General features: G+C 41.9%; 13 protein-coding genes. 8 read left to right on the plus strand and 5 right to left on the minus strand.

All coding sequences use genetic code 11. From position 1 onward, the window contains the following. Positions 1 to 10: 10 nt before the first annotated feature. The 5 genes from ONT19_RS02955 to ONT19_RS02975 all read right to left on the minus strand — a co-directional run bounded on the left by ONT19_RS02955 (position 11) and on the right by ONT19_RS02975 (position 4,004). The gene (locus ONT19_RS02955; RefSeq protein ID WP_153073356.1) at positions 11 to 103 is read right to left on the minus strand and encodes a smalltalk protein; all 93 of its coding nucleotides are present in this window, start codon (positions 101 to 103) and stop codon (positions 11 to 13) included. Positions 104 to 173: 70 nt separating this feature from the next. Further along, positions 174 to 686 carry an N-acetylmuramoyl-L-alanine amidase gene (locus ONT19_RS02960; RefSeq protein ID WP_117692836.1) on the minus strand — a complete coding sequence of 171 codons (513 nt, stop codon included), beginning with the start codon at positions 684 to 686 and terminating at the stop codon, positions 174 to 176. Between the two features lie 50 nt (positions 687 to 736). Further along, positions 737 to 1,258 (minus strand): DNA-binding protein, encoded by a 522-nt coding sequence (locus tag ONT19_RS02965; protein ID WP_117692837.1) that lies wholly within the window; start codon positions 1,256 to 1,258, stop codon positions 737 to 739. 161 nt (positions 1,259 to 1,419) lie between these two features. Continuing rightward, positions 1,420 to 1,629: a DUF4248 domain-containing protein gene (locus ONT19_RS02970; protein ID WP_117692838.1), complete on the minus strand. Its 210-nt coding sequence runs from the start codon at positions 1,627 to 1,629 to the stop codon at positions 1,420 to 1,422. Positions 1,630 to 1,730: 101 nt separating this feature from the next. Beyond that, positions 1,731 to 4,004 carry a BT4734/BF3469 family protein gene (locus ONT19_RS02975; RefSeq protein WP_264952331.1) on the minus strand — a complete coding sequence of 758 codons (2,274 nt, stop codon included), beginning with the start codon at positions 4,002 to 4,004 and terminating at the stop codon, positions 1,731 to 1,733. 279 nt (positions 4,005 to 4,283) lie between these two features. Here ONT19_RS02975 and ONT19_RS02980 point away from each other — a divergent pair, with 279 nt between their 5' ends. The 8 genes from ONT19_RS02980 (at position 4,284) to ONT19_RS03015 (ending at position 12,513) form a co-directional block, all read left to right on the plus strand. Continuing rightward, positions 4,284 to 4,547, plus strand: a complete 264-nt coding sequence (locus ONT19_RS02980) for a hypothetical protein (protein ID WP_117692840.1) — start codon at positions 4,284 to 4,286, stop codon at positions 4,545 to 4,547. A 403-nt stretch (positions 4,548 to 4,950) separates the two neighbouring features. Further along, positions 4,951 to 6,324 carry a UDP binding domain-containing protein gene (locus ONT19_RS02985; RefSeq protein WP_264952330.1) on the plus strand — a complete coding sequence of 458 codons (1,374 nt, stop codon included), beginning with the start codon at positions 4,951 to 4,953 and terminating at the stop codon, positions 6,322 to 6,324. A 2-nt stretch (positions 6,325 to 6,326) separates the two neighbouring features. Beyond that, a complete protein-coding gene (locus tag ONT19_RS02990) occupies positions 6,327 to 7,394 on the plus strand; it encodes an NAD-dependent epimerase/dehydratase family protein (RefSeq protein ID WP_264952329.1) in 1,068 nt (355 codons plus the stop codon). Between the two features lie 14 nt (positions 7,395 to 7,408). Continuing rightward, positions 7,409 to 7,969, plus strand: a complete 561-nt coding sequence (locus tag ONT19_RS02995; RefSeq protein WP_264952328.1) for a serine O-acetyltransferase — start codon at positions 7,409 to 7,411, stop codon at positions 7,967 to 7,969. Between the two features lie 11 nt (positions 7,970 to 7,980). Beyond that, positions 7,981 to 9,186 (plus strand): EpsG family protein, encoded by a 1,206-nt coding sequence (locus tag ONT19_RS03000; protein ID WP_264952327.1) that lies wholly within the window; start codon positions 7,981 to 7,983, stop codon positions 9,184 to 9,186. Continuing rightward, on the plus strand, positions 9,186 to 10,070 hold the full coding sequence (locus tag ONT19_RS03005) for a hypothetical protein (protein WP_264952326.1): 885 nt from the start codon (positions 9,186 to 9,188) through the stop codon (positions 10,068 to 10,070). The genes ONT19_RS03000 and ONT19_RS03005 overlap by 1 nt, the downstream gene beginning before the upstream one ends. Further along, positions 10,067 to 11,488: a lipopolysaccharide biosynthesis protein gene (locus ONT19_RS03010; protein ID WP_264903898.1), complete on the plus strand. Its 1,422-nt coding sequence runs from the start codon at positions 10,067 to 10,069 to the stop codon at positions 11,486 to 11,488. The genes ONT19_RS03005 and ONT19_RS03010 overlap by 4 nt, the downstream gene beginning before the upstream one ends. Further along, positions 11,488 to 12,513 carry a glycosyltransferase family 4 protein gene (locus ONT19_RS03015; RefSeq protein WP_264906776.1) on the plus strand — a complete coding sequence of 342 codons (1,026 nt, stop codon included), beginning with the start codon at positions 11,488 to 11,490 and terminating at the stop codon, positions 12,511 to 12,513. The genes ONT19_RS03010 and ONT19_RS03015 overlap by 1 nt, the downstream gene beginning before the upstream one ends. The last annotated feature ends 155 nt before the right edge of the window (positions 12,514 to 12,668 follow it).

The following is a 12,668-nucleotide window of genomic DNA, read 5'->3' on the forward strand; positions in this document are numbered from 1 at the left end:
ACTGGGAATTTTACTGGCAGCTCTGTACGCAGAATGCGCTAGCTACGGCGGTAAGTACGGTGATGATGAAATTGATCACCTTCTTGATGGTTTCTTTCTTCATAGTTCAAATTAAAATTAAAAATTCAACACTCAACATTCAACACTCAACACTCAACATTCAACATTAAGCATTAAAGTGGAAATTTTTTCGCTGCATCGAAGCAAGGGCATGCCTTCGGGGTGGTGCCCGGCAAGTCACGATGCCCCACAATCTTAGCCTGTGGGAACGTGATCTTGAGCTTGCGCAGCAGATTCCACATTGCGTCATACTGGGCACGGGTAAGGGTGTCGGCAGGACGACCCTCGTCATCCAGCCCGCCCTCGTAGCAGATGCCGATGGAGCAGCGGTTGTATGGGCGGGCATGTGAGCCCACCTCCAGCAGCTTTCTGAACTGCGTGATGCTTCCGTCCTTGTGGACATAGAAGTGGTAGCCCACGGTGCGGAATCCACGCTTCTTGTGGTCGCGCATCAGTTGCTTGTCGGTGTAGTTACGGTCGGCACGTGTTGCCGAGCAATGAATTACGAGAAAACGGACGCTCAGAGGTGAGTCCATCATCTCGCCGTTCTCTGTGTAGGCGAGCAGGAGATGCTCATTGAGCACCTCCTCGCCGCCAATCGTCATCGGAAATCGATCTTGTGTCATTTTCGGTCAATTGATTTTAAAAACTTGTTAAGGGGATTTGCAATCCCCGGTTACTCAAGTCCATCGCCTTCCGAACTGCTGCCTGGGTTAGTGGTAGAGCCAGAGTCGCTCTTGCCTGTATCTCCCGATGGCGTAGTTGTTTCGGTGTCGGTGGTGGTCGAAGACTTCTTTTTCTTAGCACCATACTTCTTCAAGTTGGCGTCGAGGTTGAGATTCACAGAGCGGAAGTCGCCCGTGGCGCGGGCTTTCATTCTTACTCCTTCGATGTTCTTAGATACGGTGAAGTCGTCGGCGTTCTCTGCACCCATCTTGTTCTTGATGCTGATGTAGAAGATGGCGAGGTTGTCGAGCTTTACATTCTTGCCCATGAGCAGGAGCTCCTTGATGTGGGTCACGGCATCGATGAGGATGCCCTTGATGGTCCCGGCTGAGAATGGAGAGTTGTGACCATGCATGTGGTCGGCGAGCTCATCGAGATCTACAGTTTCACTAATGTGGGGCTTGGCGTAGTACTTGCCATAAGCCTTCACGTTCTTCTTGTTGTTGTTCTTCTTTAAATCGTACTCAATCATAAGGCTAATAAATTGTTTTATGGTTCGTGTTTCATGTATTAAAGCGCTGCGCAGTGCTTGTTTCTTGTTTACGGTTGCAAAGATACTACTTTCATAAGAGGCTTCTGTACGATAGGGGTGAGATAGGGATACGATGGGGCATAAAACAGGAAAACTCAGTATTATGGCTCGCCCAGATACTCATAGATGAGCAGCGTCTGGCGCATGGTGAAGGTCTTCGCCAACCGTTCGTAGCCCTCTCTTCGCAAGGCTTCAAGCAGAGGCGGACAGTGGTTTACCATTCGCATCAGGTGGTTTAGTGCCACGTGTTTCGACTGCTCCGGAAAGTAGAGCTTGGCAAGCTCGAATTTTTTGTATATCTTGATTTTCATATAGATTTGACTTTTATGAATCGCGGTAATAATACTTAGCGTTTCTCTTGATGATACTTAGCGTTGCTGGCAATGCTGGTTAGCACTTGCCAGAATGCTGCTTATTGTTGGTCAGAACCATTCTGGCTATGCGTAGCTATGGTTCTGTACGGTTTCAAGTACGTTTCTGCGCATTCGTTTGGACTGCAGATCGCCTCGGTGTTGATTTCTCCCGGATTCTTCTCTATTACGAGCCATCCGTTGCCTTTGGCGCGGTGTACCTTCTTGAAGCCCAGTCGCTGCATCACGGCACTCAGATTCTGGTGACTCATGTTGCGGCTCAGGGCAGGACTTCCGCCTATGCGCTCCATGATTTCCGATGAATAGCGGAACTTTACATATTGAGGGGCGGTGTCTGATTTCGGCACCTTGTAGAAGCGCAGTATCTGGTCTTCCATGAAGTTGGAAACCATGAACATGCCGTTGTGCTCCCTCATCACGTCGATGTCGACGGTGGTGAGCCAGTATACCCAACCCTCTTCTTGGTTTTTCACCCGATTGGTTACCTCTTGTCCCAGAGCTACAGCCTGGGCATAGACGTGCTGGTAGTCGATGGGTGTCTCCCTAGGGCTCTCGATATTGTCTACGAACCATGGTGAGTAGCGGCGGTTCTCCTCGTCGGTGATGATCTGTATGCTGTTGCTGGTGCCACAGAGGGCACCACGGTGCAGCAGTTCCGAACGGTACTTGTCGTAGGGGCGGCGGATGGAGAACACCAGCTTGGTGACGTTGCTCTTGAGGGCGCTCAGCCCCTTGCCGAAGGTAGACTCCAGTTCGTCGAGGCATATGAGTGCCTTGCTTGAGAAAGCCTCCATGAAGTCCTTGTCGGTATAGTTGGCGGTTGACTCGTTGATGAAGTACTGGCGCAGGCATGGCGGCAGGATATAATAGAAGAATGTGGTTTTGTTGATGCCACCCCTCCCGATGAATATCAGGATGGTCTGGCTCACCACTCTCGGTGATACCCATGCCACCACCATCGATACGAGCCATTTCTTGAAGAAGTATCTGAACTCTTCCTGCGAGTGGTGGTAGCCAGGGCAATAGTTGATGGTTACCCGGTTGGCAAGCTCGTCGATGTAGTCGGTCTTTCCGTCCCATTTGGGCAGACTCCTGAGATATTCGTCGAAGGGATCCCAAGGCTCGCTGAAATCGCTGTTGATGATGGCGTGCAACTTGATGGTGGTCACTTCGAGTCCCATCTCGTCCATCTGGGTCCAGATGGTGTTCTCTATGTTGTCGTCGATGCGGGTCCACTTATGGTATTTGCCTTTGATTATATCGCGACTCAGCACCTCGTGAAATCCCGTCACCTCATTGTGGTGAAACTCGTATCTCATCGAGAGCCACTGCTTGATTACCTTGACAGTCGGCTTACCCGAGAAGCCCTCGCCTTTGCGGTAGAAGTGCCAGGTGCCTAGCTTCTCGGTGTGCTTGTAGCATGATTTCATCACGCTGTCAGCATCGGGATAGTCGGAGCTGAAGTTGCTCTTGGCGTAGGTCATTGCCTCTTCCTTGTCTATGCCATAGCGCACGCACACCTTGCCGAAGTGGAGCACATACTCGTTGTGGGCACCGCTCTCAAACTTGTAGCCCCACGTGTCGAGCAGGTTCAGTATGTGCTGCGCTGCCTCGTCCATCGAGGGAACCCCCTTGCCCAGTGCCACCATCTTCTGGCTGTTTCGCTTGCGCTTGCTGGCACGTTTGGCATATTTCGCCTCGTTGGCCTTCTTGGTGTAGAGCGCCTTCAGGTCGTGGGTGTCCAGGCCGAAAGGCTCTGCGTCCCAATGGAAGTAGGCGGTAGGGTCGTGGGCGAGTCCGCACATCCGGGTGATGTCTACGCATTGCTCGTCGGCAGGCACGCCTAGCAACTTACTGTAATAGCTCATCGCCTTGCGTATGATCACATCGAAAAGTTCCAGTGCGGTCACCTCGTCGTCATCTATGGGCAGGTATCTGGAGATGATGCGCAGACCCCGTTGGCTCACGGTGATGAACCTCATCATGGTGTGAGGGTCGGCGTCCGCCTTCTGTACGACCTCCTTCATCTTTTCTGCAGGAATCTTGTCGATATCCACGGCGATCATCTGGGTGGTCTTTACCACGTTGCGCAGTTCCTTGCCCCGTCCGTCCATGAGCACGGAGGTAGTGATGCCTGGCATCATCACCTTGGTTTGATGAGCGAGCTCGCTGCTGATGCGCATGTTCTTGCGGTAGTCTTCGGTACGCGCCTGGGTCATGGCGTCGAGGGTGATGATTCGCTGCAGTTCATCAAGACTGATGAGTTGTCTGCTTTCGCTGGAGGCGATAGCATAGAAGAAAGATGGTAATACCATTTCTTGTCTTTGTTCTTGTTCTGTTTTTGTCATTTTTAAGCAAATGATTAGAAGTTGTATTAAAATTGAATCATATAGATTCCGCTGCAAAGCTAAGCATAAAATTTGGCATTGAAATCAAAAAGTTCCGATTTTGGAACATATCATAAATTTATTTAAAATGTTTTTCAAAAGAATCAAAAGTGAAGTCATGGGAATCAAGGATTCCTACGACTACAGACGGGCATGATTCCTGTCCACAAGTGTTTTAATCTTTTAGTCCACAACGTGTTCTGGGCTATGCGTGAAGAACTGAAGGAAGACCGTTTTGAGGGTGGTCTTACTGAGGAGGAGAAGCATTGGGCTTCCACCAAGTCAGCCATCCGCAAGGAGTTCCGGCTGTCTGATGCGTACACCAAGAGTCTGGAGACGATGGACCGTGTTGTTTCCATCGACGACTACTGGGGCGCGATACGTTGGATGGAGTCGTTGGTTGGCGAGGCTCACAGAGACGAGCTGCTTCGTCTGATTGACGGGTTGTTGGAACCATTGTCGCCGAAATGAGCGATTTTTAGATTAGCAAACAAAGCGTGAAGTGTGAAGGGGGTATATGAACTTTAGCGTGAAAAGAGTGTTAAAAAGAAGGCATAACTATCTGATACCCTTTCTCTTTATCTTTTGCGCACGATGTATATACAAAAGTTCTTATACACCCCCTTCACACCCACCCAAAAATACTTTGAGAGGGGAAAAGGCATTCCCTCCTCACTATGGCATCCTGATTTCTACGAGAGAAAAAGCTATCCTCCCCAAGATTCAGGATGCTTTATAACAAAAGATTATACAGCGAAAAGTAGCTTAGTAGTGTGGGCGCTACATAATCACCCACAACGCATCCTGTAGTTCTCATTCGGGAAGTAAGTCCCGAAAGAGGCTCAGGATGCTTATTATTCAAGAACTTAAAACAATGCGTAATTTTAATCAATTAAAAATTGCCGTAGCCGGAACCGGTTACGTAGGACTCAGTATTGCTACGCTTTTATCCCAACATCATGAGGTAACAGCAGTAGATGTAATTCCCGAGAAAGTAGATAAACTGAATCATCATATATCACCGATACAAGATGAGTATATCGAAAAATATCTGGCAGAGAAACCTCTGCATCTCACAGCAACCTTGGACGGCAAGTCAGCTTATAAAGATGCAGACTTCGTAGTCATTGCAGCACCAACGAACTACGACCCAGTGAAGAACTTCTTCGACACCACTCATGTAGAAGAAGTTATCGACTTGGTCCTGGAGGTGAATCCCGATGCAGTGATGGTAATCAAGAGTACCATCCCAGTAGGTTACACTCGAAGCCTATATCAGAAGTATGCTAAGAAGGGAGTGAAGCAATTCAATCTCCTTTTCTCCCCGGAGTTCCTCCGAGAGAGTAAGGCACTCTATGATAATCTTTATCCAAGCCGCATTATCGTTGGTTATCCAAAGATTATCGAGCGCCCTGAGTTCGCAGAAGAAAACGAGGCAATCAAGACTGTAACCAATGTCGAGATGATGAAGGAAGCTGCCAAGACCTTCTCTCAACTTCTTGTTGAAGGCGCTATCGCATCACAGTCCGTAGGCAATTCAACACTTAACACTCAACATTCAACATTAGAAAACAAGGGCATCCCTTGTTTGTTTATGGGCATGAAGGAAGCAGAAGCCGTCAAGCTCTTCGCCAATACCTATCTTGCCCTAAGAGTAAGTTACTTCAATGAGTTGGATACATACGCAGAGGTCAAGGGCTTGGATACCAAGGCAATCATTGATGGCATAGGTCTTGACCCACGTATTGGAACCCATTACAATAACCCAAGTTTCGGATATGGTGGTTATTGCTTGCCAAAGGATACCAAGCAGCTTCTGGCAAACTATGCCGATGTTCCAGAGAACCTGATAGAGGCAATCGTTGAAAGTAACCGTACAAGAAAAGACTATATTGCAGATGCCGTGCTCAGAAAGGCAGGTTATTATAATGAGAATAGTAGCTATGATGCAGGAAAGGAGCATAAGTGTGTGATAGGAGTTTATCGCTTGACGATGAAGAGTAACAGTGATAACTTCCGCCAGTCTGCCATCCAGGGTATTATGAAGCGAATCAAGGCAAAGGGTGCAGAGGTAATCGTCTTTGAGCCAACATTGGAAGATGGCAGCACCTTCTTCGGTAGTAAGGTGGTGAACGATATGGCAGCATTCAAGGCTCAGAGCCAAGCCATCATTGCCAACCGCTATGATGCTTGTTTGGATGATGTAAAAGATAAGGTATATACACGAGATATATTTAGAAGAGACTAGTTATGGTAGATTATAATATTAGTCTAGATGGTAAGACCATCTTGGTGACAGGTGCGGCAGGATTCATCGGAAGCAATCTTGTAAAGCGCCTTTTTAATGATGCTAAGAACATCAAGGTAATCGGTATCGATAGCATTACCGATTATTATGATGTGAACATCAAGTATGAGCGATTGAAGGAGATTGAAGCTTTAGGTAAGGATTGGACATTCGTTCATGACTCCATTGCCAACAAGGAAGCTGTAGAGAAGATTTTCTCTGAAAATAAAATCTCTTTAGTAGTCAACTTAGCAGCTCAGGCAGGTGTGCGCTATAGCATCACCAATCCAGATGCTTATATCCAGAGCAATCTGATAGGATTCTATAACATTCTGGAGGCTTGCCGTCATCATGAGGTAGAGCATTTGGTTTATGCTTCTTCTTCATCTGTTTATGGTAGTAACAAAAAAGTTCCTTATTCTACTGATGATAAGGTGGATAATCCTGTAAGTCTGTATGCAGCTACCAAGAAGAGCAACGAGCTGATGGCTCATGCTTACTCTAAGCTTTATAATATCCCAAGCACTGGTTTGCGTTTCTTCACCGTTTATGGTCCTGCTGGTCGTCCAGATATGGCATACTTTGGTTTTACCAATAAACTGGTGAATGGTGAAACCATCAAGATTTTCAATTATGGAAACTGCAAGCGTGATTTCACTTATATAGATGATATTGTAGAGGGCATCGTAAGAGTGATGCAGCATGCGCCGGAGAAACAGAATGGTGAGGATGGTCTGCCTATCCCTCCATACAAGGTATATAATATAGGTAACAGTCACCCAGAGAATCTTTTAGATTTCGTTACGATTTTACAGAAAGAGTTGATTCGTGCTGGTGTGCTTCCTAAGGATTATGACTTCGAGGCGCATAAGGAACTTGTACCAATGCAGCCTGGTGATGTGCCTGTAACCTACGCTGATACTACACCATTGGATCAAGACTTTGGGTATAAGCCAGATACGTCGCTTAGAGAGGGACTTAGGGCGTTTGCACAGTGGTACAAGAGATATTATGTGAGAAAATTTAGTTAAAATAAATATATTCATTGAACACTAATTATGTGATTTTTATGATTGCTTCAAAACAAGATTTAAAAATATATTTAGATGCGGATAGAAGGGCAAACCATATTTCCGGTTTGTCTTTGTTTTTTAATAAGACATGGCGTTACTTAAAGTATATGAGAAAGATAGAATATCTTACCAATTGTAGACAAGGAAAATTGTCCAAAATATTACTCTTATGGTATCGTTACAAGTTTAGGAATCTTAGTGTTTTAACTGGAATCTCTATACCTCCTAACACCTTTGGCAAAGGTTTATATATTCCTCATTATGGTGCTATTGTAGTGAATGGTACCGTTCGTTTTGGAGATAATTGTGTCATTCAGAATGGTGTTAATGTCTCCGATAAGGTCTGGGGGGGGCAACATTGTTACCTTGGAGCTGGCGCAAAAATCTTAATAGGAGTTCATCTTGGAAACCATACTATAGTTGGTGCTAATGCTGTAGTTACTAAGTCTTTTGATGAAGAGAATGTCGTATTGGCAGGTGTTCCTGCTCGAATTATTTCCCACAAAGGATTTAAGGATAGGAAAACCGTTTGATAAAGTAGCAAATGATTTATTTAATTCTTATATTATTGTTTCTATTTCCCGTATATGCTTGTGATTATAAATTGTGGAATTACGGGAACAGTTATGAGAGAGGGAATACATATAAAGGATATTACTTTTTTCTTTATATTGTGGTCGTGTTGTTCTTGGGACTGAGAAATTATGTTGGTGGCGATACAATCGGTTATATGGATATGTGGAAAAAGATTCCTTTTCTGGAAGGACTTTCTAAATTTGACTTTTTGCACGCCAAGTATGCTCCTATGTGGTATATAACCAACAGTTTTTGTAAAACCATCAATTCTAATTTCTATTCATTCCAAATATTTCATGCAATATTAGTTAATGGAGTTATATTCTACATAGTTAGCAAGTATTGTCAGTATCGTTTTACTGTAATATTCTTCTATGTAGTTGCGACAATGCTTTATTTCAACTGCGAGATTTTAAGAGAGTCACTCAGTCTGAGCTGTGGTTTACTGGCAATGAATCATTATAAAGAAAAAAAATGGGTACAATATTTTTCTTGGAGTTTACTTGCTCTGTCTTTTCACAAGTCTGGTATAGTGTTATTGGTAATTCCTTTTTTGTATAGGTATTCTGCATCAACTATTAATTATAAACAACTTCTAATTCTGTTGATTATTGGTTTTATTTTTAGTAGTTTTTTGCTTAAACATATTGTAGGAAGTTTCTTGCCATTTTTTTCAGATTCTTTTGAGGAATATTCTCAAATGAAAAGAGCAACGATTTTTGGTAGTGTTAGATCTTGTTTAATAGTTTTATTAGTAGCTTATTTAGTGAAACAGTATGAGACTGCTAATAACTGTATGTCTGCGACAGTTATTGTAGGAGCGAAGTTTTATTTGCTGACACAGATCTTAGGACTTTTTCTACCTATTTTTTCCACTCGTTTTGTAAATTACTTTCAGATATATTATTTAATATTATTGGGTGATTTTATCTGGAACCACTATGGAGCGAAGAAAATATTAATTTTTGCCTTATATGCTAATTTTATATTTGGTGTGGTAAAACATCAGGCTAGAGATGTTTCTGATTGGGTAAGTTCCACTTCTCATGGTTATTATTTTTATCAAAGATATTACCCATATTACTCAATTTTTGATGATATTCCTTATGATGAGTTAAACCATAGAAAGAATATTTATTATCAAGAGCGTTTAAATCGATTAAAGCACGAATAATGAAACAGCATGTATTGTTAGTAGATTTTAGCTTTGCTAAATATACACAAATCAGTCAGGTGAGTTGCGTTTCGAGTTTCTTGTCTCCACCTATATGGAAGAGACTTCTTAGCTTGTTTACACATAAATTATATTTGGAAGATAATCCTAATTTGGAAAATGTGATCCAACAAATGGATGTTATCATTCTATTTGACACAAGAAAGAATTATGACGAGGTAGCGAGACGTATAGAAAGAGTTTGTAGTCCAACTGCAAGATTAATATTTTATTCTTGGAATCCACTCTGCGAGTCTAAAGCTCATTCTAGATTAAGTGAAAGGTGGATTAAAGCGACTTTTTCAAAAAAAGATGCTGCTTGCGCTGGATTCATTTATGTAGGTTCATTTTATTTCAAAAACGTATTAACAGAAGACGTATTAACAACTAAATGGGATGGGCTTTTCATAGGGCAAGATAAGGGGAGAAGAGAAAAGCTTTATAAAGTTGCAAGTTTATATAGGAAGAACCGATTACAGTCGAGAATTATTTTAGTTAATAACCGTAAGGCTTTGTTTAGCAGAAGATATTCTTGGCATATTGATTATAATGTAGTATGCAAAAATGTTCAAGCAAGCAATTCTGTTATTGAGATTCTTCAGGAAGGACAAGAAGGAATTTCTTTGAGAGCTTTTGAATCTATGTTTTATGAGAAGAAATTAGTCACCAACAACCAACATATTGTCAATTACGATTTTTACAATTCTCATAATATATTTATTCTAGGTAAGGATGATGAATCTGGTTTTAAGGCTTTTATTCAATCTCCTTATGTAAAATTAAGTGACGCTATCGTTGAGAAGTATAAAATGGCAAGTTGGTTGAATAGAATGTTAAGTTTATGAATTCAAATAAAAAGAGTTTCCTTAAGACTTCTTCTTATGCCGTGTTTTCACAAGTTGTATCCTTGTGTTGTGGGCTAGTTACATCTTTATTGCTTCCAAAAATTTTAGGAATCGAACAATTTGGTTATTGGCAATATTTCTTCTTGTGTAGTAGTTATGTAGGGCTTCTTCATTTCGGCTTTAGCGATGGTATATATTTGGCTTTGGGCGGTAAGAAGTTTTCCGAAATCAACAGGAAACAGTATTATCCCCAATTGCTGTTGGTGTCGTTTCTTCAAATGGTCATAGCCTTATTGGTTGCTCTATATTCGTACCTGTTTCTGAAAGGCGCTTATCAGGTTGTTTTTTATTTCCTCGGTGTTTATATCATTATTGAGAATGTATATAAGTTGTTGTCGTTTGTCTTGATGGCAACCGATAAAATGCGTTATTATTCCAAGACTGTTGTAATAGACAAGGTGACCTTCTTGGGGCTTTTGTTTGTGTTTCTGGTTCTCTTTAACAAAGATTCATTTGTCAATGTTATTTTCTCTTATCTTTGTGCCCGTTTCATAGCCTTAGCATTTGTTTCCACTTGCTTTGGGAGATTCTTCGATTTCACAGTCACATCCAATTTGTTTGTCAGAAATAATCTACGTGCTACATGTGGAAATATGATAGTGGGAATATCGTTGACAATTTCCAATTTGTTGAGTACCTTCATCATAGGCTCTGGTCGTTTCTTTGTAGAGCATAATTGGGGTATTTCTGTTTTTGCCAAGATATCGTTTGCAGTATCTTTGTCTATGTTCGTTTTGACATTCATTTCACAGATAGGGTTAGTTTTGTTTCCGTACCTTTGTAGGATGGAAAAGGATAAACAAAGGCAGATGTTGGATATGCTAACTTTTGTTATAGGACTCTTTGCGATGGTTTGCTTTATCGGCTTCGTTCCTCTGTCATTGATAATAAAGACTTGGATACCAAAGTATGTGGACAGCCTGAGCTATTTGATGATTTTATGTCCTATAGCTCTTTTTGAGACGCGGATGGTATTGGTTTTCGGTACCTATTTCAAGACGTTCAGAAAGCAAATTGTATTGTTGAAAATCAATTTGGCTTCAGTGCTGTTTGCTGTATTCTTTTATTATCTGTCTTCGAATGTGGTGAATTGTATTAATATGCTTGTTATGGGTATGTTGGTTAGTATCATGTTGAGAAGTTATTTGTGTCAGTTTTATCTATATCGTTATTTGAACGTTAAATTGGATAGGTTTGTAATTTGCATGGAAATACTGACCTCTGTTTTTATGATTCTTGCTTATAATCTGTTTGCAAGTATGTTACTGTTTTCTTTGGTCTATGTCGTTTCTTTGACTATTCTGGCATTAGTTCGTAAAGAGAAAATCAAATATAGTTATTTATTAATCAAATCTTGATGGAAAAGTTGCTTTTTATTGCTTCCATTCAATATGGAGAACCTCCCACTGGTGGTGGGGCGCAAGCCAAAAATCAATTGTTGTTGGCACATCTTAAAAAGTATTATGACGTGAGGTTCTTTGATACTTGGAACAAGAGTTCTATTGTCTGTTTGTTGTCTGCTCTCGTTTATGTAATTCTTTATAAGTGTAAATGCGTGTTGTCTATCTCTGGGCGTGGTGCTTTGTGGTTAGGCAAGATCTTGAAAATCTTGCATGTTCATAGACAAGTCATTTACTTTGTTATAGGAGGAGACTTGGGAAAAAAAGTAGAGGGGCATTTGAATAATGTCTCTGTATTAAAATCATTTCATAAGATTTTAGTACAGGGACATTACATGAAGGTTCAGCTTAACAATGTGGGGCTGAGCAATGTAGAAGTCTTGCCTAACTTTAAGCCGATAGGAGAGTTGCCTGCGAAAAGAAATCGCCCAACTGGGGGCATTAAGTTCGTATTTTTAGGACGTTTGATAGAGGAGAAAGGTGTTGGCTTGCTCATAGATGCATCCAGAAAATTGTATGAAGAATATGGCAAGAAATTTTTAGTGACTTTTTACGGTTCGCAAACAAATACATATTCACAGGGATATTTTGACACCTTGGATTGTGATTACATGTCGTATGGTGGCTTTTTAAACTTGAAGTCGAAAGAGGGATTGAGACAACTTTCTGAATATGACGTGATGGTATTCCCTACATATTTTGAGGGCGAGGGATTTCCAGGTGTGTTGATTGATGCTTTCAAGGCTGGTCTTCCCGTGATAGCTTCAGATTTCCATGCAAATCCAGATGTTATTTCAAACTCTTCATTAGGTGTGCTCATAAAGCCAAAAGATGTCGATAGTTTGAAATCAACAATGCTTGAATTTATAGAAAACCCTTCAAGAATACCGATTATGTCTATGGCTGTTCAAAAGGAGGTATGCAAATATGACATAGACAAGGTGTTAAATAAGGAAAAATTGAACAGAATCTTTGAAAAATGATACAAAGCAAACGTTTACTTTGGGCCGATTCACTCAAGGGATGGGTCGTAAGTGGAGTGAGAATACTATTGCCTTCAGGTAGCGATGCTGTTATTGTTGGTCTTAGTTTTGTGTTATGCTTGTTTCTGACGTTCTGCATCGTAGAAGGTTTGAAG

Source organism: Segatella copri, assembly GCF_026015625.1.
Classification (GTDB): domain Bacteria; phylum Bacteroidota; class Bacteroidia; order Bacteroidales; family Bacteroidaceae; genus Prevotella; species Prevotella copri_H.